26 protein-coding genes and 1 pseudogene are annotated in these 23,260 nt (G+C 69.0%); 15 read left to right on the top strand and 12 right to left on the bottom strand.

The annotated features are described in order from the left end of the window. A partial coding sequence (locus H5411_RS31870) for a phosphatidate cytidylyltransferase (protein ID WP_183125962.1) occupies positions 1-262 on the top strand: 262 nt, incomplete at its 5' end. A gap of 4 nt (positions 263-266) precedes the next feature. Here H5411_RS31870 and H5411_RS31865 read toward each other — a convergent pair. Beyond that, positions 267-1,109, bottom strand: coding sequence for a VOC family protein (locus H5411_RS31865; RefSeq protein WP_101435127.1), 843 nt, complete (start codon positions 1,107-1,109; stop codon positions 267-269). Positions 1,110-1,219: 110 nt separating this feature from the next. Between H5411_RS31865 and H5411_RS31860 the strand changes: the two genes are divergently transcribed. Further along, positions 1,220-2,032, top strand: a complete 813-nt coding sequence (locus H5411_RS31860; protein ID WP_244194560.1) for a class I SAM-dependent methyltransferase — start codon at positions 1,220-1,222, stop codon at positions 2,030-2,032. Here the strand turns inward: H5411_RS31860 and H5411_RS31855 are convergent. Next, the gene (locus H5411_RS31855; protein WP_183125961.1) at positions 1,978-2,634 is read right to left on the bottom strand and encodes a PadR family transcriptional regulator; all 657 of its coding nucleotides are present in this window, start codon (positions 2,632-2,634) and stop codon (positions 1,978-1,980) included. The genes H5411_RS31860 and H5411_RS31855 overlap by 55 nt on opposite strands. Before the next feature lie 172 nt (positions 2,635-2,806). On the opposite strand from H5411_RS31855, the gene H5411_RS31850 reads away from it, so the two are divergent. Next, on the top strand, positions 2,807-4,459 hold the full coding sequence (locus tag H5411_RS31850) for a glutamate--tRNA ligase (protein ID WP_183125960.1): 1,653 nt from the start codon (positions 2,807-2,809) through the stop codon (positions 4,457-4,459). Between the two features lie 43 nt (positions 4,460-4,502). Here the strand turns inward: H5411_RS31850 and H5411_RS31845 are convergent, their stop codons facing one another. Both H5411_RS31845 and H5411_RS31840 read right to left on the bottom strand, forming a co-directional pair. Next, entirely contained in the window at positions 4,503-5,147 is a 645-nt protein-coding gene (locus tag H5411_RS31845; protein ID WP_101435125.1) for a response regulator transcription factor, read from the bottom strand. Continuing rightward, positions 5,132-6,340, bottom strand: a complete 1,209-nt coding sequence (locus tag H5411_RS31840) for a sensor histidine kinase (RefSeq protein ID WP_312878660.1) — start codon at positions 6,338-6,340, stop codon at positions 5,132-5,134. Before H5411_RS31840 ends, H5411_RS31845 begins: the two co-directional genes overlap by 16 nt. A gap of 217 nt (positions 6,341-6,557) precedes the next feature. Here H5411_RS31840 and H5411_RS31835 point away from each other — a divergent pair, with 217 nt between their 5' ends. Then, positions 6,558-6,956 (top strand): hypothetical protein, encoded by a 399-nt coding sequence (locus H5411_RS31835; protein ID WP_101435123.1) that lies wholly within the window; start codon positions 6,558-6,560, stop codon positions 6,954-6,956. Between the two features lie 109 nt (positions 6,957-7,065). On the opposite strand, the gene H5411_RS31830 is transcribed toward H5411_RS31835, so the two are convergent. Continuing rightward, positions 7,066-8,331, bottom strand: coding sequence for an aspartate aminotransferase family protein (locus H5411_RS31830; protein WP_101435122.1), 1,266 nt, complete (start codon positions 8,329-8,331; stop codon positions 7,066-7,068). Positions 8,332-8,417: 86 nt separating this feature from the next. On the opposite strand from H5411_RS31830, the gene H5411_RS31825 reads away from it, so the two are divergent. Beyond that, a complete protein-coding gene (locus H5411_RS31825) occupies positions 8,418-9,320 on the top strand; it encodes a LysR family transcriptional regulator (protein WP_183125958.1) in 903 nt (300 codons plus the stop codon). Between the two features lie 6 nt (positions 9,321-9,326). Here H5411_RS31825 and H5411_RS31820 read toward each other — a convergent pair whose 3' ends face one another. Next, a complete protein-coding gene (locus H5411_RS31820) occupies positions 9,327-9,896 on the bottom strand; it encodes a TetR/AcrR family transcriptional regulator (protein WP_281377442.1) in 570 nt (189 codons plus the stop codon). Positions 9,897-9,911: 15 nt separating this feature from the next. Between H5411_RS31820 and H5411_RS31815 the strand changes: the two genes are divergently transcribed. Further along, entirely contained in the window at positions 9,912-10,640 is a 729-nt protein-coding gene (locus tag H5411_RS31815) for an SDR family NAD(P)-dependent oxidoreductase (RefSeq protein WP_183125957.1), read from the top strand. 245 nt (positions 10,641-10,885) lie between these two features. Here the strand turns inward: H5411_RS31815 and H5411_RS31810 are convergent, their stop codons facing one another. Together H5411_RS31810 and H5411_RS31805 are read right to left on the bottom strand one after the other, a co-directional pair. Further along, positions 10,886-11,653 (bottom strand): LPXTG cell wall anchor domain-containing protein, encoded by a 768-nt coding sequence (locus H5411_RS31810; protein WP_183125956.1) that lies wholly within the window; start codon positions 11,651-11,653, stop codon positions 10,886-10,888. 3 nt (positions 11,654-11,656) lie between these two features. Then, entirely contained in the window at positions 11,657-12,232 is a 576-nt protein-coding gene (locus H5411_RS31805; RefSeq protein WP_183125955.1) for a papain-like cysteine protease family protein, read from the bottom strand. 390 nt (positions 12,233-12,622) lie between these two features. Here H5411_RS31805 and rlmN point away from each other — a divergent pair, with 390 nt between their 5' ends. Beyond that, on the top strand, positions 12,623-13,729 hold the full coding sequence (rlmN, locus tag H5411_RS31800) for a dual-specificity RNA methyltransferase RlmN (protein ID WP_101435118.1): 1,107 nt from the start codon (positions 12,623-12,625) through the stop codon (positions 13,727-13,729). A gap of 33 nt (positions 13,730-13,762) precedes the next feature. After that, on the top strand, positions 13,763-14,029 hold the full coding sequence (locus H5411_RS31795) for a hypothetical protein (protein WP_183125964.1): 267 nt from the start codon (positions 13,763-13,765) through the stop codon (positions 14,027-14,029). A 748-nt stretch (positions 14,030-14,777) separates the two neighbouring features. On the opposite strand, the gene H5411_RS31790 is transcribed toward H5411_RS31795, so the two are convergent. Together H5411_RS31790 and H5411_RS31785 are read right to left on the bottom strand one after the other, a co-directional pair. Next, a complete protein-coding gene (locus H5411_RS31790; RefSeq protein WP_183125954.1) occupies positions 14,778-15,773 on the bottom strand; it encodes an AraC family transcriptional regulator in 996 nt (331 codons plus the stop codon). A gap of 50 nt (positions 15,774-15,823) precedes the next feature. After that, on the bottom strand, positions 15,824-16,654 hold the full coding sequence (locus H5411_RS31785; RefSeq protein ID WP_183125953.1) for an alpha/beta fold hydrolase: 831 nt from the start codon (positions 16,652-16,654) through the stop codon (positions 15,824-15,826). A gap of 211 nt (positions 16,655-16,865) precedes the next feature. Here H5411_RS31785 and H5411_RS31780 point away from each other — a divergent pair, with 211 nt between their 5' ends. The 7 genes and pseudogenes from H5411_RS31780 (at position 16,866) to H5411_RS31750 (ending at position 21,679) form a co-directional block, all read left to right on the top strand. Continuing rightward, positions 16,866-17,207, top strand: a complete 342-nt coding sequence (locus tag H5411_RS31780) for a 2Fe-2S iron-sulfur cluster-binding protein (RefSeq protein WP_183125952.1) — start codon at positions 16,866-16,868, stop codon at positions 17,205-17,207. A 14-nt stretch (positions 17,208-17,221) separates the two neighbouring features. Next, positions 17,222-18,136 (top strand): catechol 2,3-dioxygenase, encoded by a 915-nt coding sequence (locus H5411_RS31775; protein ID WP_101435113.1) that lies wholly within the window; start codon positions 17,222-17,224, stop codon positions 18,134-18,136. 21 nt (positions 18,137-18,157) lie between these two features. Continuing rightward, entirely contained in the window at positions 18,158-18,763 is a 606-nt protein-coding gene (locus H5411_RS31770) for a flavin reductase family protein (RefSeq protein WP_220817763.1), read from the top strand. 24 nt (positions 18,764-18,787) lie between these two features. Next, complete coding sequence (locus tag H5411_RS31765) at positions 18,788-20,059, top strand: LLM class flavin-dependent oxidoreductase (RefSeq protein ID WP_183125951.1); 1,272 nt, start codon at positions 18,788-18,790, stop codon at positions 20,057-20,059. Further along, a complete protein-coding gene (locus H5411_RS31760) occupies positions 20,056-20,859 on the top strand; it encodes an alpha/beta fold hydrolase (protein WP_183125950.1) in 804 nt (267 codons plus the stop codon). Before H5411_RS31765 ends, H5411_RS31760 begins: the two co-directional genes overlap by 4 nt. Before the next feature lie 330 nt (positions 20,860-21,189). Next, positions 21,190-21,378: pseudogene (locus H5411_RS31755) on the top strand (dual-specificity RNA methyltransferase RlmN); the annotation flags it as partial. Between the two features lie 28 nt (positions 21,379-21,406). After that, positions 21,407-21,679, top strand: coding sequence for a hypothetical protein (locus H5411_RS31750; RefSeq protein ID WP_183125949.1), 273 nt, complete (start codon positions 21,407-21,409; stop codon positions 21,677-21,679). Here H5411_RS31750 and H5411_RS31745 read toward each other — a convergent pair. Then, positions 21,666-22,271, bottom strand: coding sequence for a TIGR03086 family metal-binding protein (locus H5411_RS31745; RefSeq protein WP_101435109.1), 606 nt, complete (start codon positions 22,269-22,271; stop codon positions 21,666-21,668). The genes H5411_RS31750 and H5411_RS31745 overlap by 14 nt on opposite strands. A gap of 55 nt (positions 22,272-22,326) precedes the next feature. Further along, a complete protein-coding gene (locus H5411_RS31740; RefSeq protein WP_183125948.1) occupies positions 22,327-23,238 on the bottom strand; it encodes an alpha/beta fold hydrolase in 912 nt (303 codons plus the stop codon). Positions 23,239-23,260: the final 22 nt, after the last annotated feature.

The following is a 23,260-nucleotide window of genomic DNA, read 5'->3' as shown; positions in this document are numbered from 1 at the left end:
GATCGCGGGCATCGCCGCGGGCGTGCTCACGATCAGCCTCATGCTGGACGGCCACGCCTGGCAGGGCGCGATTTTCGGTGCGGCCATCGTGCTCACCGCGACGCTCGGCGACCTCGTCGAATCGCTCATCAAACGCGACCTCGGCATCAAGGACATGGGCACGCTGCTGCCCGGCCACGGCGGCATCATGGACCGCCTCGACTCGCTGCTGCCCTCGGCCGTCGTGTCGTGGCTGCTGCTGTCGGCCTTCGTCCCGGCCTGAGCCGCTAGTCGTCGTACGGGTCGTCGACCTCGGCGCGGCCCACGTCTTCCAGCACCAGCGAGTGGTCGATCACCGCGAACACCGCGCCGTCCGGATCGGCGAGGATCGCGGTGCGGCCGAACGGCGTGTCGTACGGCTCGATCACGACCGAACCGCCCAGCATCAACGCCTCGCCCGCCGCCGCGTCCGCGCCTCGCGCGGGGTCGATCTCGAAGTACACGAGCCAGTGCGGGGGCGTGTCCCGGCGGTATTCGGGACCCATCACGTAGCGGTACAGCACCGCTGTGTGCTCAATGGAGTACTCGACGTAGTCAACGCTTTCGCCGTCGCCGACCTGACGGCTCGAGTAGTTGAACAGCTTGGTGTAGAAGTGGTCCGCGGCCACGCCGTCGTGCGTGTTCAGGTCCGCGCCGCTGAACGTGTTGGGCGCGCCGCTCGCGAACTGCCAGTCCGGCGGGGCTTCCCAGAACACCACGGGCGCGCCGCACGCGTCGATCGCGTGCAGGATGCTGCCGCGGTCGGGAATCGCGACCGGCCCGAGCGTCACCTGGCCGCCGAGGTGCTCCACCCACTCCGCCGCGCTCGCCGTGTGCGGCACCGCGAGCTGCAGCGTCCAGCCGGGCGCGCTGCGGGACCCGGCTTGGTATAGACCACCGGCGGCGACCCCGTCGCACGAGGCGATGGAGTACCGGCCGGTCGGCGACGCGGGGTCGCGCCGGATCTCGTATTCCCAGCCGAAAAGGCGGGAGTAGAACTCTTGTGCCCGAGCCTCGTCGTGGCACGCCACCTCGACCCAGCAGGGGAGCCCTGCCGGGATCGTGCGGGAGCCTGGCCAGCCGATCGACATTGCGCGTCTCCTCCCCGACGAGGGAGAAGTCTATGCGGCGGAGCGGGGTTCTACGCTCTGAGCGGGAAAGCCGCCGCGCCCGTCGGCGCCCCGGACCGGAGAGGAGTGCCGTGCGCTGGTTGTTCCGCGGGCCGGCGGCGTCCGAAGAAGTCGTTCCCAGCCCGAACATCTGGTACTACCAGCAGGTCTACGCCGTGGAGAACCAGGCGCAGGACGTGGACGGCGAGATCTGGCGCGTACTGCGCGAAGAGTGCGACTGGACCGGACGGGACGTGCTCGATCTCGGCTGCGGTGACGGATACCACCTGCCGTACTTCGCCGCGGACGCGCGTTCGGTGCTCGGAATCGAACCGCACCCGCCGCTCGCGCGGGACGCGGAGCGACGGGTGCGGGATCTGGAGAACGTGCGGGTCCGCGTGGGACGAGCGCAGCGGTTGCCGGTGGACGACGCCAGTGTGGACATCGTGCACGCGCGCACCGCGTATTTCTTCGGCCCCGGATGCGAACCCGGATTGCGCGAAGCGGAACGGGTGCTGCGGCCCGGAGGATCGATCGTGATCGTCGACCTCGACGTGACCAGTGAGCCGTACGGCGGGTGGATGCGGGCAGATCTGCCGCACTACGACCCGCCTGCGGTGGAACGCTTCTTCGCCGCGCACGGCTTCAACTGTCGGCGCGTACGCACGCGTTGGCGCTTCGCGGACTTCGCCGCGGCGGAATCAGTGTTGAAGATCGAGTTCAGCGCGAAAGTCGCGCAGCGGGCGATCGCCGACACGCGCCGGCTGAACCCGGGGCCGGGCGAGGTGACGCTGCCGGTGGGCTATCGCGTGCATTGCCGCGACAAGCCCACCGGCCTCGTCCTGCCCGGTCACTCGGCTGCCTCGCCGGACTCTTCGTCCTCGACCTCGCCGAGGATCGAGTAGATCGACCGGCGTGCTTCGTTGAGCACGGCCACCGCGCGGGCCTGCTGGTTCTCGCTGCCGGCGCGCATCACCTGCACGACAGCCGCGGCGAGCGTCGCGCCCGCCTTGCGCAGGTCGTGCTCGACCGGTTCGACGTCGTCGGTGAAGTGCTCCCACGGCGGCGTGCCGGTCTGCTGTTCGGCGGTGGTGCGGCCCTCGTCGGTGAGCTCGAAGAGCTTCTTGCCGCTCTCGTCGCGGCTCACGACCAGGCCCTCGTCGGCCAGCATCTGCAGGGTCGGGTAGATCGAGCCGGGGCTGGGCTTCCAAAGCCCGCCGCTGCGCTCGCCGATCTCGCGGATGATCTCGTAGCCGTGCCGCGGCTGTTCCGCGAGCAAGGTCAGGATCGCTGCCCGCACGTCGCCGCGCCGGCCGCGTCGCGAGCCGCCGCGTCCGCCCGGACCGTGGCCGCGTCGTCCGCGACCGCCGGGTCCGAAGGCGAACTCGCCGAATTCCCGGCCCCACGGGCCGAAGGAGGACCGGCCGTGCTGTTCGTGCTCTCCGTGTTCGTGATGTCCGCCGGGGAACGAGCGTCCTCCGGGGAAGGGGTGTCGTCGTCGGTTCATGGGTCTTGGTTTCCTTTCCCGAACTGTTGCGACACGTTCACGATATATCGGAACCGGTCGCTTAGCAACCGTACCGACAACCCGGGGACCTGAACGACCGGGGAAGACGGCGGTCGGCGATACTCGAAGCACTAGCGAAAACACCCGAACGACCTGGGAGACCCGACCTCCGATGCTGGACCGTGCGGTCATCGACGCCCTGTTCCCCGCGGATCTGCCCGAGCCCGAGCACTGGGAACAGCGCTATCCGGCCCGGCAGCTGCCCGACGGCGCGAAGGTGACCCGGTTCGGCCCGTCGCCGACCGGCTTCGTGCACATCGGCGGCATCTACGTCGCGACGATCGACCAGGACGTCGCGCGCCGCTCCGAAGGCCGCTACCTGGTGCGCGTCGAGGACACCGATCAGTCGCGCGAGGTCGAGGGCGCGCTCGAGCAGTTCGAACGCGGCTTCGCGTACTTCGGGCTGCAGGCCGACGAGGACGCGGTACGCGGTGGCGAGTACGGCCCGTACCGGCAGTCCGAGCGCGAGCAGATCTACCTGACCTACGTACGGCACCTTCTGCGTGAAGGCCGCGCGTACATCGACTTCGCGACGAAGGACGAGCTGGCGTCCATCACCGCACGGCAGCAGGCGACGAAGCTGCCGACGGGCTACTACGGCTCCTGGGCGATCTGGCGCGACGCCGACCCGGCCGACGTTCAGGCGAAGCTCGACGCGGGCGAGCCGTGGGTGGTCCGTTTCCGCGCGCCGGATGACACCGGGCAGCGCGTGCGTTTCACCGACGCGATCCGCGGCACCATCGAGGCCGAGGCCAACCGCAACGACGTGGTGATCCTCAAGAGCTCCGACCAGAGCCCGCGGCTGCCGACCTACCACTTCGCGCACGCGGTCGACGACCACCTGATGCGGGTGAACCTCGTGATCCGCGGCGACGAGTGGATCTCGTCGGTGCCGACCCACCAGCAGCTGTTCGAGGCGCTCGGCTTCGAGCCGATCCAGTACGCGCACATCGCGCCGCTGATGAAGCAGGAGGGCGGCAGCAAGCGGAAGCTGTCGAAGCGCAAGGACCCGGAAGCGTCCGTCGACTTCTACCTCGAAGCCGGCTACCCGGTTCCGGCGGTGCTGTACTACCTGCGCGGCCTGGCGAACGGACGGCTCGCCGAGATGCCGCTCGCCGAAGCGCTCGACGCGCCGATCAATCTCGACGAGTGCGGTGTCGCCGGTCCGCTCGTGGACCTGGTGAAGCTGGACGACCTCGCCGCCGACTACGTCGCGACGCTGTCCGGCGAGGAGATTCTCGCGTCGGTGCTGGAGTGGGCGGAGCGGTTCGACCCGGAGCTGAAGGCGGTCCTGGAGTCTTCGCGCGAGCTGGCGCTGCGCGCGCTGGCGGTGGAACGCGAGGGCGTCGAGAACCCGCGCAAGGACCTGAAGAAGTGGAGCGAATTCCGCGCCGTCTACGGGTTCTTCTTCCCGCAACTGCACCAGGCGGCGACCGGTCCCGACGACGAGCGGATCGCGGCGCTCGGCGTTCCGGCGGACGTCGTGCGCGCGGTGGCGTCGGACTTCGTGTCGGCCTACCAGCAGCTCGACGACGGCCAGGAGTGGTTCCAGCAGATCCGCGACGTCGCGGCGAAGCACGGATTCGCCAAGAACGCCAAGGAATACAAGAAGGACCCGGACGCCTACCCCGGTTCGATCCGCGAGGCGTCGCAGATCATCCGGATCGCGATCACCGGGTCGACCCGCAGCCCGGACCTGCACTCGATCACGCAGGCGCTGGGCGCGGAGGAAACGTTGCGCCGCTTCGACAATCTGGTCGGCTGAGCCCTCGTGAGTGTTGATCACGGTTGAGAACCGTGATCAACACTCACGAGTTCAGATACGTCAGCACCGCCAGGACGCGCCGGTTGCCGGTGTCGTCGTCGGTGATGCCGAGTTTGCCGAACAGCGACGTCGTGTACTTGCTGATCGCGCTTTCGCTCAGGAACAGCCGTCCGGCGATCGCCGCGTTCGACAGGCCTTCCGCCATCAGCTCCAGCACCGAACGCTCGCGCTCGGTCAGCGAGCCGAGGCGCTGGTCGGGCGACCCGCTTGTGAGCAGTTTCGAGATCACCGCCGGGTCCATCGCCGTGCCGCCGGCCGCGACGCGTTCGAGGGCGTCGATGAACTGCTCGGCCTCGAAAACGCTGTCCTTCAACAGATATCCGACGCCGCTGGCCCCGTCGGCGAGGAGCTCGCGGGCGTAGAGCTGTTCGACGTGCTGCGACAGGATCAGCACCGGCAGCCCGGGCGTCTCGCGTCGCGCAGCGAGCACCGCACGCAGGCCCTCGTCGGTTTGCGTCGGCGGCATCCGGACGTCGACCACGGCGACGTCCGGCCGGTGTTCCCGCAGTACGGCGACGGTTTCCGGACCGGTCGTCGCGGTCGCCACCACCTCGTGGCCGTACGCCTGCAGGAGCCGGACGAGGCCGTCCCGCAGCAGGTAGAGGTCCTCGGCTACGACGATGCGCATGGCACCATCATCCACGCTCGGGTCGGCCCGCCCTCCGGGCTGGTGATCTCCACGGTGCCGTCGAAGACCGCGAGGCGGCGGCGCAGTCCGGCGAGCCCGCCGTCCGGGCGGATGTCCGCCCCGCCGAGACCGTCGTCCTCGACCTCGGCACACACCCGATTTCCTTCCTGCAGAAGGGAAACTCGCACGTGCGACGCGCGTGCGTGCTTCACCGTGTTGGCGAGCAACTCGGCGATTCCGAAGTACAGCGCGGATTCGATCGGCGGATCGAGCGGCTGCGGCAAGTCGGCCTCGACGGTCACGTCCACCGGCAGGTCCATCGCCATCGCGCGGACGGCGTCGACGAGGCCGCGTTCGTTCAGCACCGGCGGGCTGATGCCGCGGACCAGTTCGCGTAGTTCGGTGAGCGAGGTGGCGGCACCGGCCCGAGCGTCACGCAGCAATTGCTTGGCCTGCTCGGGATTGGTCTCCATCAGCTTCTCCGCCGTCGCCAGTGCGAGGCCGAGCGCGACCAGCCGAGCTTGGGCACCATCGTGCAGATCCCGTTCGATACGGCGGATTTCCGCGGCTTGCGCGATGGTCGTGTCCGCGCGCAACGCGGTCAGCGTGTCGACCCGGTCGGCCAGCTCCATCTTCGCGGACGCGCCCAGGAACCGCGTGGCTACCGGGATGACGCTCCGCCACGCGTACGGCGCGGTCGCGATCGTGACCAGCAGACCGGCGAAGTATCCGCTGGGAAGGTTCGTCAGCGCCAGGAAGGCCGCGACGAGGCCGAGCAGCGGCACGAGCGCGACCAGGCCGAACGAGAACGGCGCGATGAGGAGGAATCGCAGGTCCCGCCAGTTCGCCGGGTCGTGGCGCCAGTTCTTCCGCCGCTGTTCGCGCCGGGCGTCTTTGCTGGTGCGCGAATAGGAGTGGCCGTTCCACCAGTATCCGGTCGACAGCTGGGTGACCGGCGGCAGCTCGCGGTATCCGGGCGGGAGCACGACGCCGGTCCAGCCGGCGACCAGCGCGCGGGTCATCCGGCACACCGGCCGCGCCAGCAGCAGCGTCCCGATCGCCGCCCAGGCGACCGGCGCGATCCACGCCCACGGGCCGCCGCCCCAGAACAGCCACAGGCCCACCGCGGCCGCCCACACCGCCGGGACCAGCATGGCCACGCCCGCGGCCTTGGCGGCTCGGCCTAGTCCCACCCCGCACCCGCGTAACCAGGACCGTAGTAATCGCATCGGTTCGCCCCCTCGTTCTCCGGCTTCACGGTCCACTGTGCACCACGAAACACCGGATTCCCGCCACCGCGGGACAGGAGTGGGTCCAGGCCCACCCCCTTGTGCGTCCAGGCGCATACCGGGCCTGGCCGCGGCTTCCTAGCGTTGCTGGCACAACGGGAAACCACAAGGGAGAACGCCGATGCAGACCATCGAACGACCCACCGACCGGGATCGGCTCGTCTTGGCGAAGGGGTTCGTCGCGGCTTACGGAGTGGTGAGCGCGGTCGTCCTCGGAGCGATCGCGGCGCGGGCCCTTTCCGGCGGAGAGGTGTCCAGCTTCATGTGGATCCGGTCGGGGGTCGTGGTCGTCAGCGCCGCCGTCTCGTGGTGGCTGGTTTCGGCCGCGGCGCGGGGATCGCGCGCGGCTTATCTGCGGATGCGGCTCATCGCGATCGTCGCGCCGGTCGCGATCGTCGGTGTCGACCTGATCCCCGGCGCGTGCCCGCTCTGGTTCCTGCTGGCGCAGACCGGCTGTGCGGTCGTGCTGGCGGGTGCCGCGGTCCCGCTCGTCTCGCTGCGGGCTACGTTCCCGAAGTGAACCCTCGGGACCAGCCGGATCCGGGTGCCGAGGAGCAGCTTGTCGTGTTTGGCCGCGCCGCGAAGAGCTGCTGCGTCGTCCAGACGGCGGCGACCGTTCCCCGCTGTGGTCAGCTCCGCGAGACGTCTCCGATCGCTTCGTCCAGAATGGACAGTCCGAGGTCGATCTCGCTTTCGGCAGCGGTCAGCGGCGGCGCGATCCGGAACACCCCGCCCATCCCGGGCAGCTGCACGATGTTCATGTGCAGCCCGAGTTCGAGGCACCGCTGCGTCACGCGCGCGCCGAGTTTGTCCGCGTCCGGTCCTCCGCCGCTCAGTTCCAGTCCGGCGAGCAGTCCCCGGCCGCGGATCTCGCCGACCGCCTCGTGGCGCGTCGCGATTTCCTCGAGTCCGGTGCGCAGCCGGGCGCCGAGCTGGAGGGCGCGTTCGTCGAGGCGGTCGCGGATCAGCACGTCCAGCACGGTGTTCCCGACCGCCGCCGGGAGCGGGTCCGAGACGTGCGTGGTGAAGAACAGATACCCGCGTTCGTGGGCTTCCTCTTCGATTTCCGCGCTCGTCAGCACCGCGGCGAGCGGCAGACCGGCACCGAGCGTTTTGGACACCGTGAGGATGTCCGGGACCACGCCGTCGTGCTCGAAGGCGTACCAGGTTCCGGTGCGGCACAGCCCGGTCTGGGCTTCGTCGAGGATCAGCAGCATGCCGCGTTCCCGGCATTTCCGTTGCAGCGCCGGGAAATAACCCGGCGGCGGCACGAGGATTCCGCCGGAGCTGAGGATCGGCTCCACCAAACACGCGGCGAGGCTGCCGACCGACTGCGCGTCGATCAGGTCGAACGCCAGGTCCAGCTGCTGCTGCCAGTCCGCCCCGCTGGGCACCGGAATCGCGAAGTTGCCGGGCGCGCCCGGACCGTAGCCCTTGCGGCCCGCGCTGTAGGTGGCGCTCGCCGCGGCCTGCGTCATCCCGTGCCAGGACCGGGCGAACGAGACGACCTCGTGCTTGCCCGTCACCAGCTTGGCCATCCGCAGCGCGGCCTCGTTGGACTCGGCGCCGGTGGTCAGCAGCAGAGCCTTCTCCAACGGGTCCGGCAGCGTTTCGGCCAGCCGCCGCGCGAGGTCGACCACCGGACGGCTCAGCATCCCGCTGAACAGGTGGTCGAGCTTCGCGGCCTGCTTCCGGACGGTCTCGACGATCTCCGGATGCGCGTGCCCGAGGATCGCGCTCATCTGCCCGGACGTGAAGTCGAGGATCCGCCGTCCGTCCTCGGCGAAGACGAAACTGCCCTCGGCGCGGTCGATGATCTCGCCGGTGAACGAGCCGGGGCCGGCGTAGCGGACGAGGTGCCGGTCGACGTCGGACCAGAAGGTGTCGGTGGCCATGACTCGACGGTAGAGCCGCGGCGAGCGCCGCGTCCATCTCACAGTTTGCGCTTGCCTGTGCGGTTTCATCGAACAACGATGGGGCCATGTTGAACCCGTGGCGGTTGCGGCTGTTGAGCAGGCTCGCTGTGCTGGGCACCGTTCGCGCGGTCGCGCAGGACGTGAATCTCAGCGCCTCCACGGTGTCGCACCAGCTCGCGCTGCTGGAAACCGAAACCCGCACCCGGCTGCTGGAGCGCACCGGCCGTCGGGTCCGGCTGACTCCTGCCGGGGAGAAACTGGCCCGGCAGGCGCGCGCGATCCTCGACCATCTCGACGCGGTCGAGGCCGAACTGCGCGGCGACGAACCGGCCGGGCTGGTGCGGATCGGCGCGTTCCAGAGCGCGATCCACACCTTCGCGGTGCCCGCCGCGACCCGTCTCGCGCAGACCTATCCGCGGCTGGAAACCGAACTGGCGGAACGGGAACCGCACGAAAGCGTTCCGGCGCTCCGGGCGGGCGACAGCGACGTCATCATCACCACCACCGACTTCGCCGACCTCCCGCTCGGGCCCGACCTGGAGATCATCCGGCTGGCGACCGACCCGATCGTGCTGGTGACCGCCGTCGACCGTCCGGAACCGCCTGGACCCGCGGTGCTCGCGGACTACGCCGGCGAACCGTGGGCGCTCGACATTCCCCAGTCCTACATGGCGAATCTGACGTTGCGGCTCTGCCGCGAATCGGGTTTCGAGCCGCGCGTGGTGTGCCGGTTCAGCAATTACCTGATGACGTTGCAGCACGTCGAGGCCGGGCTGTCGATCGCGTTGCTGCCGGGGCTGGCGGTGGATCCGCGGTATCGGGTGGCAACGAAGACGCTGGCGACACCGGTGACGCGCACGATCGTCGCGGTCACCCGGCGAGGTTCGCCGCGGCGGGCGGCGGTGAACGCGGTGCTTGAGGCGCTGCGGCAGCCGGTGAAGCTTCCGGCGGCGGTGGAACAGGCTTAGGGCGGATCAGGGCCTGTTCCGGCCCTTGGGCAGGACCGCCAGCGCGGTGTCCGCGGTGTTCCGCAGCGTCTGCGGATCCAGCCCGGCCTTGCCGACCGCCTCGACCCCGCGGACGACCGCCAGCAGCAGCGCCGCCAACCCCTCCGGATCCGCCGCGTCGTCGATGTCGCCGTGGCGCTGGGCGGCGCTGATCTCCTTGCGCAGCAGGGCCAGCAACGCCGTCATGGTCTCTGCCGACCGCTCGGCGACCTTCGGATCGAGCTGGGAGAGTTCCGCCGCGCCTTTAGCCAGAAGACAACCGCGGCGTTCGGTGTCGGAGGCGGTGTTCTCCGCCATCAGGTGCACGTACTCCGACAGCCGGGCCAGGGCTTTCGAGTCGCCGCCGCCGGTCAGCCGTCCTTCGGCGACTTCGACGACAGCGGTGCACCAGTCGCCGAACACACGGTGGAACAGCTTGCTCTTGTCGCCGAACGCGCCGTACAGGCTGCCTTTGCCCAGTCCGGTCGCCTGGGCGATGTCGTCCATCCGGGTTCCGGCGTACCCCGTCGCCCAGAACTGCTCCCGGGCTCGCTCCAGGACCTGGTGTTCGGCGTGTTGCAGGAGAAGGTCGCCGTGATCACCGGAGGGACCAGCGGAATCGGGCTGGCCGTCGCCCGCCGCTTCGTGCGGGAAGGGGCCACGGTCTTCGTGACCGGTCGGGACGCTGATCGTCTCGAATCGGGAGTCGAGGAGCTCGGGCCCGCGGCCACCGGCGTGCGCTCCGACGTCTCGGTTCTCGCCGACCTGGACGCGCTCTACGAGCGAGTCCGCGCGGAGGCCGGCCGCATCGACGTACTGGTGGCCAACGCGGGAATCGCCGCGGACGCCTCGCTGGGCGGCCACACCGAAGCGAACGTCGACCGCACGCTCGCCGTCAACGTCAAGGGGCCGCTGTTCACCGTGCAGAAGGCGCTTCCGCTGCTGGCGGAGAACGCTTCGATCGTGGTGGTCGGCTCGAGCAACAGCCTGCGGCCCAACGAGAATCTCGAGATCTACAGCGCTTCGAAGGCAGCGCTGAGCAACCTCGTGCACAACTGGGCGCGGCAGTCGCGGGAGCGCCGGTTCCGGGTCAACGTGCTCAGCCCGGGACCCACGCGGACCCCCGGTCTGCTGAGTGCCGCGGGGGCGGAGGCCGATCGGTTCGCTGAGGCCGTCGTCCCGCTGGGGCGGCTGGCTGATCCCGAGGAAATCGCCGAGGCCGCGCTCTTCCTGGCTTCGGACGCTTCGTCGTTCGTCACCGGAGCTGAACTCTTCGCCGATGGTGGCTATACCCGGGCTTGAACGGCGGTTGCCCGGCGCGGGGATCGTGTCGTCGCCATCGCAGTTCGACCGCCGCTTCCCATGGGGAGAGCGTGCGGCGCGTCTGGCCGGACACTGCGCAGCGGGTATGGGAATCGCGGGTCGCCGCTTCGGTGAGGCCAGGATTCGGGTGCCCGGCCAGCAGCGTTGCGCGCGATCTCTTCGGGCGGCGTCTCTCGACGGGGGAGAGTGATCGGCGGCAGGGGCGTACCCCTGCCGCCGAGTAGTCACTTGCTGGGCTGAGAACGGCGGCGCAGGAAGAACGCGCCGCCCGCGGCTGCCGCGGCCGCCCCGCCGATGGCGAGTGCGATGGCCGAGCTGCCGTCCGTGCCGGTGTTCGGGGCGGGGACGGCATAGCCTCCGCCCGCGCCGGTCTTGTCATACGTGGAGCCGGGAAGTTTGTCGCCGTAGCGTTTCTGCAGTTCGGCCCGGTAGGCCGCCAGGGTGACCCGGGTGCCTGCGGGGACGCCGGAGACCGCGCCGTCGAGGACCGTCACGGTGTCGCCAGTGACGGAGTACCAGGCGTTGACCTGGGGTTCGTGCAGCAGGTAGCCGCCGTGCGCGGCTGCCGCGTGGACCTGTTCGTCATTGCCGGAGGCGACGTTGACGACCTGCCACCCGGCCTTGCTCGGCTGCGCCCACACGGTCGCCTCGCGACCGTCGGCGAGGTGGGCGGGGGAGGCGACGTAGGCCAGAGCGGCGGGGACGTCGGATTCGCCGTTGATGAAGGCCGCTGTGGGCTCGTAGACCGGGATCTGGGTGTTGGCGTCGGCCGCGGCGCGCATGGCGTGCGCGGCCGCCGGTGCCGCGCCGGGGAACTTCGTGTGCGAGAGGCGGGCGGCGGTGTCCGGGCTGGCGAGCAGGCCGGAGATCGCGGCCGTGTCCGACGGGGATGGTGCCGTCGGCACTGTCGCGGCGGACGCGGGGTTCGCGGCGAACACCGCCGCGGCGATGGCTCCGGAGGCGACAGTGGCACGGAGGACGGTTCGCGGCATGAGTCAGCCCACCATTCCGTAGACGGTGTGGGTCCAGGAGAATTGGTTGTTGGACACGTAGGTGCTGTAGTTCATGGAGTTGTAGCGGTCGTTCGAGGGCCACGGGTCGCCGTATTCGACGATGCTGCTGCCGTTCGAATCGTCATAACCGTAGAGAACGTGCATGTGGCCGCCGCCGGAGGTCCAGCCGATCCGGGTGCCGATGGGCTGTCCGGCGTCGATCTGGTTCTTGATGCCGGAGAAGGAGAGGCGATACCCGTTGGAATTGTAGGTGCCGACGTTGCGGAACCCGAGGTAGCGGAACACTCGTTGCTGGTCGCTCAGGTAGCCCTGGTTGTCGGCGCAGTCGCTGCCGGATTCGTTGTGCGCGACCTGGCAGAACCGGGTCTGGGTCAGCGAATAGCCCCAGAACGAGGCGATGGTGTTGCCGCTGGCGTCCCAGCACCAGTTGTCTTTCTGCTGGGCCTGCATGGAGATGTTCGTTTCGCCCGCGTCCGCGACGGCGGGAACGGCGAACGCGGCTGACGCGGCGAGGGCGGCCGCCGCGATTCCGCGCGGAATCGAAGAGCGCACTTTCACGGGATCCTCCAACGGGGAAGACCGGCCGGTCCGGGGAATTCCCGGACCGGTGGGGAAGGGGAGATGTGCCCGGAACGGTACGCGCGCGAAGTTTGCGGCGACTACCGACTAACGGCGGTATTCCGTTGCCGAAGTGTCGCGGCGAATATTTCCGCGCCAGCCGATTAGGTGCGCGTCCAGCATCGATTATAAGGGAATTCACCGCGGAAAGCATTCGGCAATCCGACCTTAGTAGGGTGTTTTTCCGTTGAAGCGGGCCCGTCGTTCGTCGGCCGCCATTCCGGCGACCCGTTGGCCGGACCGCGCCGGCGCCCGCCGTTGCCCCGGTTCGCCTGAGCGCCCGAGGGGGAGGGTCGCCGGCCTTCGCGCGTATGAGACACTTGATCGGTCATGACTGCCCTCCCTCTTGTTTTCGACGCGCCCAAGCGCGGCCTGCCGCCGCGCCATCTCGCCGACCTCACTTTGGCCGAGCGAGCCGAGGCCGTCGTCGAACTGGGGGAGAAGGCGTTCCGCGCCAAGCAGTTGTCGAACCACTACTTTTCGCGGCTCACCGTCGACCCGGCGGAGATGACCGACATCCCGGCCGCCTCGCGGGAGAAGCTCGTGGCCGACCTGATGCCGCCGCTGCTCACCGAGGTGCGCGCGCTGGCGGCGGACGGCGGCGCGACCCGCAAGACCCTGTGGCGCGCGCACGACGGGACGCTGCTGGAGAGCGTGCTCATGCGCTACCCGGACCGCGCGACGCTGTGCATCTCCAGTCAGGCGGGCTGCGGGATGGCGTGTCCGTTCTGCGCGACCGGCCAGGGCGGTCTCGACCGCAATCTGTCGACCGCGGAGATCGTGGACCAGGTCCGCGACGCCGCCGCGGTCATGCGCGACGGCTCCATGCCCGGCGGCCCGGGTCGGCTGTCGAACATCGTCTTCATGGGCATGGGTGAGCCGTTGGCGAATTACAAGCGTGTGGTGGCGGCGGTGCGCCGGATCACTGATCCCGCGCCGGGTGGTCTGGGGATCGGTCAGCGTTCGGTGACGGTGTCGACGGTGGGGTTGGCTCCGGCGATTCGGAAGTTGGCGGATGAGCGGATGCAGGTGCGTTTGGCGGTGTCGTTGCATACGCCGGACGACGAGCTGCGGGACACGTTGGTGCCGGTGAACAACCGGTGGTCGGTGGATGAGGTGCTGTCGGCTGCGCGGTATTACGCGGATACTTCGGGGCGGCGGGTGTCGATCGAGTATGCGTTGATCCGGGATATCAATGATCAGCCGTGGCGGGCGGAGTTGCTGGCGAAGCGGTTGCGGAAGCATCTGGGCCAGCTGGTGCACGTCAATGTGATCCCGTTGAACCCGACGCCGGGTTCGAAGTGGGATGCGTCGCCGAAGCCGGTGGAGCGGGAGTTCGTGCGGCTGGTGAACGCCGGCGGGGTGGCGTGCACGGTGCGGGATACGCGTGGTCAGGATATTGCTGCGGCGTGTGGCCAGTTGGCTGCTGAAGGCTGAGTTTGTTCATTCGATGATGGAGTGTTTGTCGTGATGTATGCCCCCAGCCTGCTGGAACCGGCTGCGGAGGAGCTCCGGCTCGCCGACTTCACGGGCGCGACGGAGGTCGCCCGCGAGGCGCGGACTCTGTTGGGTGAGCGGTTCAGCTCGGTGACGTTCATGTACGTGCTGATGCGCGCGTTCGAGGTCGACTACACGGCGGCGCGGGACGCTTCGCGGTGGCACGAGTTCCACGGCGGCCCACGGGCGTTGTCGGACGCTGATCTGGAGAAGTTGCTGGCCCCCTGGCTCGCCCGCTGACCACTCCGATCAGCCGGTCCGAGAGCGGGGGCGCCCGCGTGAGCGGCGAGTGGCTGGTCTGCTCCGGATCCTTCGAAGCGCGGTTTCGACACCTGTCCGCAGGAGCCGGTTCGCCGGTGCCTCCTCGCTTCGGGAAAAGCTGCAACCCTGCTCACGGGCTATGAGCGGGAGCTGCACGTGCGAGTGCGGTCGATCAGCCGCGCGACGAGGTCGCGTTGAAGCATGCGCCTTGCGCCGGGCGGGGCACGAATCCGACGGCGGACGCAGCGGCGCGCGGATCGTTTCCAGCCTCTCGAACAGCTCACCGTTCCGGGCGCTCGTCGGCGTTATCGCGTTATCTCTCACCGGAAATTCCGTCGCTGCTGAGGGTAGAGATGTAGTGGAGGTACTGGGTTACCGACTGCGGCTGCGGTGACGGTCTCAGCGGTGGCCCTCGTCGCCTCTGCGGTCGCTCAGTGTCCTGTGTCCGTCGGGCCGATGTCCCCTTCACGGCGAGATCGTCCTGGACAGCGTCGATGTCGCGGTGATGCTTGATGATCTCGGCGAGCGGACCCGCTGATCGAGCTCCGCGGACAAGTGCATGGCGCGGTAGTAGTGCTCGGGCTGGGCGTAACAGGTCCTGATCAGACGCCGGTTCTTGTGGACCAGCACGGTGGTATCGACCGGAGCGTCGCCGTGTCAGGACCAGAGTCCTCGCACTCTACGGTGTGCTGATCGGCTAGCCGGTTGGCTGTGGCCGCTGCCCGGATCAGGTGCGCAGGGTCTGGGACGGCAGCTGGCCGTAGCGTTCCCGGTAGGCGGCGGCGAAGCGGGGCACGTGGCCGAATCCCCAGCGGAAGGCTATGTCGGAGACCGAGAGGCCGTCGCCGGGGGCTGCGTTTTGCAGATCCTGGTGTGCTCGGGCGAGCCGTACCCGGCGGAGGTATTCCGTCGGGGTGAGCCCGAGGTGTTCGGAGAACGCGGCCTGCAGGGACCGGACGCTGGTTCCGGCGATCCGGGCGAGGTCGGCGACGGTGTGCGGGGCGGCTGGGTCGGCGTCGATCACGTCGATGACGCGGGAGAGCATGCGGGGCCGGGCGGGGCGGGCGGCGTCGTGGAGCAGGCGGTCGGAGAAGTTGTTGGGCTGGGCGGCGAGCAGTTGGCCGACGACCAGTTCTTCCAGCGGGCGCAGGACGAGGTCGGGGGCGCCGGAGTCGACGGCGTCGCGCAGGAGCAGTACTGCCCGGAGCCAGTTGCGGCCGGGGGAGCCGGTGAGGTCGAATCCGACGGCGAAGTGCACCGCTTCGTCCGGCGGGGAGCCGAGCGCCGCTTCGACGGTGCGCTCGACCACGTGCCGGCTCACCTTGACCGCGAGCTGGGCGCAGTCGGCGCTCCAGTGCATGCTCGATTCCTCGGTGGGGGTGAGCACCGCCGCGCGTCCGGCACCGGACTCGATTTCGTCGGGTCCGCACTGCGAGAGGGTGTGGCCGCGGAGCGGGACGTTGATCTCGTAGTAGGAGTGCAGCCGTCCGGGGCGGACGACGACTTCGGTGCCGTGCCGGATGTCGGCGACGGTGATCGAGTCGGTGCGGCGCGCCCGGAGCGCGACGTCGAGGTCCTGGCCCGGGCCGACGACCTCGAGGGTGTGCGGGCTGAATACCTGCGAGATTTCCTGCTGGGCCTCGTCCCGGTCCGCGGTGCGCACGACGTCGGTCGACCACCTCGGCGAAGTGCCGGGCAGCGGCCGGTTCGGTGTCGCGGTCATGGTGATCACCTGACGCAGTCGTCGTTGTCCACGTGGTGACGGGGCGTGGTTCAGAGTGCCCCGGAGAGGAAGGCGTCCGCAAGCGCGGCGAAGGCGGCGGCGTGTTCGATTTGGACCCAGTGCCCGCAGCGAGCGAACACGTGCAGCTGGCTGTTCGGGATCAGGTCCAGCAGCCGGTGGCTGGTGGAGGGCGGGATGACCTGGTCGTCGCGGCCGTGCACGAGGAGCGTTTCGTGCGGGAGCGCGGCGATGGCGTCCTCCGGGACGGCCATGGCCGCGACCTTGTCCTGCCGCGGCGGCGGGAACATGGCCGCGTACGCTTCGTGCACGCCCGGCCGGGTCGCGGCGCGGTAGCGGAGCTCCGCGAGTTCGTCGGTGGCGAAGCGCGGGTCGTGGGCGAACACGTCGAGCAGGCGGCGCATGTTCTCCACGGACGGCTCGAAGCCCCAGACCGCTTCCAGTCCCGGGGTGATCGGGAAGTGCACGCCGACGCTGCCCATCAGCACGAGCCGGTGCACGCGGTCCGGACACCGGGTGGCCAGCCGCAGCGCCAGCGAGCCGCCGAAGCTGTTGCCGACCACCGACACCCGGTCGAGGCCGAGCGCGTCGAGGAAGCCGACCAGATGGTCCAGCCAGCTCTCGGCGTCATAGACGGCCGCTTCGGGGCGTTCGGTGTAGCCGAAGCCGAGGACGTCCGGGGCGAGCACGCGGTGCCGCTTCGCGAGTTCGGGAAGGGCTAGGCGCCAGTTCGCCCACGCGGAGACGCCGGGCCCGGAGCCGTGGATCAGCAGCACCGGATCGCCGGATCCTTGGTCGTGGTAGTTCGTGGCGACGCCGCGGACGTCGATCGTCAGGCCGATCTCGGGTGATTCTCCGGTCATCGCGACTCCCTGTTTCGGTGCCTCAGCGGTGGGTTGCCGCGAATCTGACATGCGCGACAACCGCCGGGCAACGGGTCGCGTGCTGTTCGGCACAAATGCTTGCGCGAACCGGATGGGGTTCGCGCGCAGCGGATCGAATCGGGCCCGGGACCCGCTTACAGTCCGTCGGACAGCGTGAACGAATCGACTCGACGACGAGGCGGCGGTGCCGATGAGCGGCCAACCTGAGGTTTCCGGGGCGGTGCGGATTCTTCCCGCCGGGGTGCGGCTCACCGTCCACATCGGAGAAACGATCGTCGATGCGGTTCGCAGGCACGGGTACCGGACGCGCTACTGCTGCCGGCGAGGCGGTTGCCGGGCTTGCAAGGCCGATCTGGTCGAGGGAGAGGTCGGCTATCCCGTCCCGATCGCCGAGTCCGTGCTGAGCGCGGAAGAGCGCGCCGCGGGCAAATGCCTTCCTTGCCGGGCACAGCCCGCCGGCGAGGTCGTCATTCGACTGTCCGAAAAGGACACTCTGACGCGGGTTTTCGGAACTTTCCGGCCCGCCAGCTGAAACCGGGAGCGAACATGGGTGTGATCAGACTCGGGTATGTCCACGTGCGAGTCACCGATCTGGCGGGCTCGGCCGAGCATTACCGCGAGACGCTCGGCATGGACCAGGTCGCCGAACAGGACGGGCGGCTCTACCTCAAGTCCTGGGACGAGCACGACCACCATTCAGTCGTGCTCGAGGAAGGCGGCGTCGGCCTGGTCAAGCTGGGCTACAAGGTCGAGAAATCCAGCGACCTCGACGAATTCGAGCACCGGGCGGCGTCGTTCGGCGTCCGGGTGGAACGGATGAGCAAGGGCGACAACGAGGGCGTCGGCGACGGCCTGCGGTTGACCTTGCCTTCGGAACACACCCTGGAGCTGTACAGCGACGTCGAGTACCTCGGCAACGCGACCGGGAACTGGAATCCCGATCCCTGGCCGCGTTCGGGACTGCGCGGCCTCGGCGTGCCGCGGCTGGACCACACGCTGATCACGACCGAAGACCCGGCGCTGCTGGAACGGTTCTTCTCCGAGGTGCTCGGATTCCGGGCCGCGGAACGGCTGGTCGGCGGCGAGGACGACGACCAGCTGGTCGGCTCGTGGATGTTCTGCGGCGAACAACCGCACGACATCGCGTTCGTGAAGGGGGAACAGGGAAAACTGCACCACTTCGCCTACCACGTCGACGACTGGAGCACCCTGCTGCGCGCCGGGGACCTGTTCTCGATGCACGACGTGCCCGTGGACTTCGGCCCGGCCCGGCACGGCATCACCCGCGGCGAAACGATCTACTTCTTCGACCCGGCGGGCAACCGCAACGAGGTCTTCGCGGGCGGCTACCGCACCGGCCCGGACTTCCGCACGATCACCTGGACGATGGACAACGCCGCGAGGGGGATCAACTACACCCACCGCGAACTCGATCCCGACTTCCTCAACGTCGTCACCTGACCCAGGGACAGGAGAACCGCCATGACCGCCATGAGCACACCGTTGAACCCCAAGAGACTGCGCACGGTCCTGGGTGAATTCTCCACCGGCGTCACGGTGGTCACCTACCGCGACGCCGACGGTCAACCTCGAGGCGCGACCATGAACTCGTTCACGTCGGTGTCGATGGATCCGCCGCTGGTGCTCGTGTCCGTGGCGCGCCGGGCCAAGGCGTGCGCGGGGCTGGCGGACAACGAGTTCACCGTCAACGTCCTCGCCGCCAACCAGCTCGACGTCGCCCTGCACTTCGCCGGAAAACCCAAGAACGGCCCGATTTCCTGGCACGAGCCCGAATCCGGACCGCCGCGGCTGACCGGAGCGGCGGCGTGGCTGCAATGCCGGCCGTGGCGCACCTACGACGGCGGCGATCACGTGCTGGTGCTCGGCCAGGTCGAATGCCACGACGCGCGCCGGCTCGACCCGCTGATTTTCCACCGCGGCGAGTTCCGCCGCTCCGGCCTGAAACTGCCGCAGCTGCCGCGAACCGTGACCTTCGGCGGCGCTCCGGCCGGCGAGTGGGTCGGCCGGGTGCACGACTTGCATGCCTTGTCCGACGCGGGAAACAGCGGCGAGCCGCTCGACATCTGAGCTTCGACAGAACTGGAGAACACCGTGAAAGTCACGTACTTCCAACAGGTTCCCTACCGGCACCTGGCCGACGACTTCGAACAGCGCTTCGAATCCGTCATCACCACCCCGTATCACGACGTCACCGAGCCGCGGCACGTCGCCGCGGCGTTCCGCGAGGCGATAGACGAGCTGATGCACGCCGCGCGCGCGGGATTCGACGGGCTGGCGGTCACCGAGCACGGCCAGAGTTCCTACGACATGGCACCCAACCCGGACATCATCGAATCCGCCCTCGCCTACGCCACCGAAGTCGAGAACATCGACACCGCGATCTACCCGGTCGGCCGATCGCTGGGCAAGAGCCGGGAACCGCTGCGCGCCGCCGAGGAACTGGCCATGATCGACTGCATGTCGAACGGCCGCCTGGTCAGCGGGTTCCCCGTCGGCCTCGCCTACGACGCCAACCTCAACAACGGCGTCCCGCCCGCGCAGACCCGGCAACGGTTCGACGAAAACCTCGAACTGGTGCTGAAAGCGTGGACCCACCGCGGCGACGCGTTCCCGTGGAACGGCAAATTCGGCCAGTACCCCGCAGTCAACATCTGGCCGCGGCCGATGCAGCAGGCGCCGCACCCGCCGGTGTGGATCACCGGCATCGGCAACCCGCGCACCATGCAGATGACCCTCGAGCGCGAATTCGGGTTCAACTACTTCGGCTGGTTCGGGCTCAAGGTCACCGGCCGCCGGATCTTCGACCGGTTCTGGGAAATCGCCGACCGGCTCGGCAAGGACGCCAACCCGTACCGGCTCGGCTTCATGCAGACGATCTGCGTCGCCGACACCGACGCGAAGGCCGAAGCGCGCTACGCCGAACACGCCGAGTACTTCTTCCAGAAAGGCATCGGCTCCATCCCGATGGAGCGCCTCGCGCTACCCGGCGGCATCGACATCCGCGGCGTCGAAGCGATCATGCGCGACCCCGGGGACTTCGGCATCTACAGCAAGATGCGCACCGCGACCTTCGCCGAACTGGTCGACGCCGGCTCGGTCATCTGCGGCTCCCCGGACACCGTCGCCGAACAGCTGCTCGCCTACGCCCGGGAGTACCGCATCGGCAACCTGCACGCGATGCTGCAGTTCGGTTCCATGCCGCACGAACTGGCCAAAGACAACATCGACCTGTTCGCCAGCGCCGTCCTGCCGCGCCTGCAGCAACTGTGGACCGACGAGCGCTACCCGCACCACTGGTGGCCCGAACGACTCGGCGGCACGCCGCTGGCCGATTCCGCCCGTCTGACAGGAGCCCTCGCATGACCAGCACCCTCGACTTCACCGAGAAAACCGTCGACGTCTGGGGCGGAGAGATCCAGCTCCGGGTCAAGGTCGCCGGCCAAGGCCCCGGCCTGGTTTACCTGCACCCGGCCGCCGGGCTGGCCTGGGACCCGTTCCTGGACCGCCTCGCCCAGGACTTCACCGTCTACGCCCCCGAATTCCCGGGCACCTCGCCCGCCGACCCCTACGCCGTCCACAAGGTCGACGACCTGTGGCAAGTCGTGCTCATCTACGAGGAGGCGATCCGAAAACTGGACATCGGCACCCCGGTCCTCATCGGACAGTCCTTCGGCGGAATGCTCGCGGCGGAACTAGCCGCCGCCTACCCAGACCGGTTCTCCCGGCTGGTCCTGCTCGACCCGATCGGCCTCTGGCGCGACGAGCACCCGGTCGCGAACTGGATCGCCGCCCCGCCCGCCGCGCTCCCCGAACTGCTGTTCGCCGACCCCGACGGGGACGCCGCGAAAGCGATGCTGACCCCGCCCGAAGACCCCGAGGAGGCGATCGCCGCGGGCGCGGGCCTGGTCTGGGCGCTCGGCTGCACCGGCAAGTTCGTCTGGCCCATCCCCGACAAGGGACTGGAACGGCGCCTGCACCGGATCAGCGCGCCCACGCAGATCGTCTGGGGCGAGGAAGACAAACTCGTCCCGGCCGTCTACGCCGACGAATTCGCCGCCCGGATCAGCGGAAGCAAAGTCGCGATCGTGCCCGGTGCCGGGCACATCCCCCAGGTCGAAGCCACTGACGCCACCTTCGCCCTCGTCAACGGATTCCTGCACTGACTGATCCCTCGACCGCCCGGGACACGTACCGTGATCGCAAAGGATCGGCTTGTCGCGGGGTCAGATCACCGCCGCGATGTGCAAGCGGAATGCCGGACTTCCCGACGCAGCGGGAAACAGCCTGACCGCGCGACGCGCCGTGAGGCTTGCTAGGCAAGCGGAGGTCCCGAAAACCCCGGGGCGGGCGGCCAGAACCACCCGCGGCAGGCCTGCCCGCCCTGGAACCACGTTCGCCTGCGTTGCCGGTCACAACGCCGCTGCACGATCCGGAAGAGTTGCTTGCCGCTGCGGGCCAGCGGCATCGTGCAGGTGCTTGACACGTTCGGCTCGGGCCAGCTGGTGCACGTCAACGTGATCCCGTTGAACCCGACGCCGGGTTCGAAGTGGGATGCGTCGCCGAAGCCGGTGGAGCGGGAGTTCGTGCGGCTGGTGAATGCGGGCGGGGTCGCGTGCACCGTGCGGGATACCCGTGGTCAGGACATCGCGGCGGCCTGCGGACAGCTCGCCGCCGAGGGTTGAGCGAACAGTTCAGAGTGGAGTAGTTGTCTTGTTGTGTGCGCCGAGCCTGCTCGATCCGGCGGCTGAGGAACTGAAGCTGGCTGACGTCAACGGCCGCCAGACCGCCGTGGACGTGGCCCGGACCGCCCGCACCCTGCTGGGCGAGCGGTTCGATTCGGGAAGTTTCATGTACGTCCTGATGCGCGCCTTCGAAGTCGACTACCGCGAGGCCTCCCGGTGGCACGAATTCCACGGCGGAGCGGCGGCGCTGCCGGACGACGCGTTGGAGAAGCTCCTCGCCCCCTGGCTCACCGCTCGCTGAATCGCCGCGGATCCCGGCCCATCAACCGCAGCAACCGGTCCTGCCGCGTGGCCGATTCGCTGACCGCTGTCCCCGGCTCGGCGAAGAACCGGTGCGTTGTGTCCGCGGCGATGGGGGATTCCGCCAGTCCGGCGTAGATCGTCTCGAGGTTGTCGCTGATCCACGCGACCAGATCAGGGTCGAGACGGTCGTCGGCACCGACAGCTCGGGCGAGATCCCAGGCATGGATGACGGAATCCGTGGCACGCACGGCCAGCGCTTGGCGGCCAGTCACCTTGCCGAGCGGGTAGTCGAGCACCTGGTCCAGCGCGCCGGGGCGGCTGAAGGCCTCGGCGACTAGCTGCACCGACGCGGTGTAGGCGGCGAGCGGGTCGTCGCCAAGGGCGTCGGTGTCGCGCAGGTGCAGGAACTGCTCGCGGGTGCCGCCGGCCAGTAGGTCGACGTAGTTGAGATTGCCTCGGACCATGTGGTTGACGAGATGACGCACGTTCCATTCCGTGCAGGGCGTCGGGGCGGTCCACTGGTCGGGGCGGACGGACGTCAGGCGCTGGTCGAATTCGGTGCTGGCGGCGAGGAAGCGGCCGAGGATCATGTCCGCCAGTCTTTGGCCGCGAGGACGTTCTCGCTGGCGCAAATCCGACGTGGCATTACCCCGCGTGGTCGATGAACGAGGTCACGGCGGCCACGACCGCGTCGGGCTGCTCGTCCGGAATGAAGTGTCCGGCGTCCGGGAGGACGACGCCGGTCGCTTGGTCCGCCCACGGGCTGAGGGAAGCGCCCATGTCGGGGATCGAGCCGTGGGAGCTGGAAATTCCCAGGACGGGGACAGTCAAACGCTGCCGGTCGAGAGCGTCCCGATTCTTCCGCGCTGATTCCGCGGCATCGCGGTAGTAGGCGAGAGACGCGCGGAGACCGCCCTCAGCTGCGATGGCGGCGGCGTAATGCTCGGTTTCGGCGCTGTCGAACGTGTCCGGGGACAAGGCTTTGGCGTTCAGGAACCAGTCGACGTAGTCGCGTTCGCGACCGGAGAGCAGGGTCTCGGGAAGCTCCGGCACCAGGTGGAACGCGAAATGCCAGGTCTTCCAGGCCCGCTCGGGATCCGTGGGGACGGAGTCCGGGAGGGTGATCCCGGGGATGCCGGCGTCCAGCAGCGCGACACCGTGCAGGCGCTCTTCGTACTTCAGGGCCAGCGAGAAGGCGACCCAGGCCCCGATGTCGTGCGCGACGAGCCAGTACTGCGGCACGTCGAGCGCGCTCACCGCGGCCTGGACCCGCGAAGCGACGGTGTGCGTGTCGTAGCTGTCGTGCGGACGGTCGGAGTGGCCTTGTCCGGGCAGGTCGATGGCGAGCACGCGGAACCGCTCGGCGAGGCCTGGCATCGCTTTGCGCCAGGCCCACCAGGTCTGCGGGAATCCGGCGAGCAGGACGACAGCAGGGCCGGTGGGGTTGCCGCCTTCCACGGCGTGCAGCTGGATGCCTTCCGCGTCGACCCAGCGGTGAGTGAATCCCGGCAGGTCGGGCAGCGGCAACTCGGGGAGAGGGTTCGCGGCGTCAGTCATGGCTCGAGCCTAACTCATCTTG

Source organism: Amycolatopsis echigonensis, assembly GCF_014174495.1.
GTDB lineage: Bacteria > Actinomycetota > Actinomycetes > Mycobacteriales > Pseudonocardiaceae > Amycolatopsis > Amycolatopsis echigonensis.
This window is presented reverse-complemented; position numbering and strand designations above follow the sequence as displayed.

Coding starts and splice junctions, on each gene's coding strand:
- H5411_RS31865 (WP_101435127.1), bottom strand. CDS start 1,109: ATGTCGATCGGCTGGCCAGGCTCCCGCACGATCCCGGCAGGGCTCCCC.
- H5411_RS31855 (WP_183125961.1), bottom strand. CDS start 2,634: ATGAACCGACGACGACACCCCTTCCCCGGAGGACGCTCGTTCCCCGGC.
- H5411_RS31850 (WP_183125960.1), top strand. CDS start 2,807: ATGCTGGACCGTGCGGTCATCGACGCCCTGTTCCCCGCGGATCTGCCC.
- H5411_RS31845 (WP_101435125.1), bottom strand. CDS start 5,147: ATGCGCATCGTCGTAGCCGAGGACCTCTACCTGCTGCGGGACGGCCTC.
- H5411_RS31835 (WP_101435123.1), top strand. CDS start 6,558: ATGCAGACCATCGAACGACCCACCGACCGGGATCGGCTCGTCTTGGCG.
- H5411_RS31830 (WP_101435122.1), bottom strand. CDS start 8,331: ATGGCCACCGACACCTTCTGGTCCGACGTCGACCGGCACCTCGTCCGC.
- H5411_RS31825 (WP_183125958.1), top strand. CDS start 8,418: ATGTTGAACCCGTGGCGGTTGCGGCTGTTGAGCAGGCTCGCTGTGCTG.
- H5411_RS31810 (WP_183125956.1), bottom strand. CDS start 11,653: ATGCCGCGAACCGTCCTCCGTGCCACTGTCGCCTCCGGAGCCATCGCC.
- rlmN (WP_101435118.1), top strand. CDS start 12,623: ATGACTGCCCTCCCTCTTGTTTTCGACGCGCCCAAGCGCGGCCTGCCG.
- H5411_RS31795 (WP_183125964.1), top strand. CDS start 13,763: ATGTATGCCCCCAGCCTGCTGGAACCGGCTGCGGAGGAGCTCCGGCTC.
- H5411_RS31790 (WP_183125954.1), bottom strand. CDS start 15,773: ATGACCGCGACACCGAACCGGCCGCTGCCCGGCACTTCGCCGAGGTGG.
- H5411_RS31785 (WP_183125953.1), bottom strand. CDS start 16,654: ATGACCGGAGAATCACCCGAGATCGGCCTGACGATCGACGTCCGCGGC.
- H5411_RS31780 (WP_183125952.1), top strand. CDS start 16,866: ATGAGCGGCCAACCTGAGGTTTCCGGGGCGGTGCGGATTCTTCCCGCC.
- H5411_RS31775 (WP_101435113.1), top strand. CDS start 17,222: ATGGGTGTGATCAGACTCGGGTATGTCCACGTGCGAGTCACCGATCTG.
- H5411_RS31770 (WP_220817763.1), top strand. CDS start 18,158: ATGACCGCCATGAGCACACCGTTGAACCCCAAGAGACTGCGCACGGTC.
- H5411_RS31760 (WP_183125950.1), top strand. CDS start 20,056: ATGACCAGCACCCTCGACTTCACCGAGAAAACCGTCGACGTCTGGGGC.
- H5411_RS31745 (WP_101435109.1), bottom strand. CDS start 22,271: ATGATCCTCGGCCGCTTCCTCGCCGCCAGCACCGAATTCGACCAGCGC.
- H5411_RS31740 (WP_183125948.1), bottom strand. CDS start 23,238: ATGACTGACGCCGCGAACCCTCTCCCCGAGTTGCCGCTGCCCGACCTG.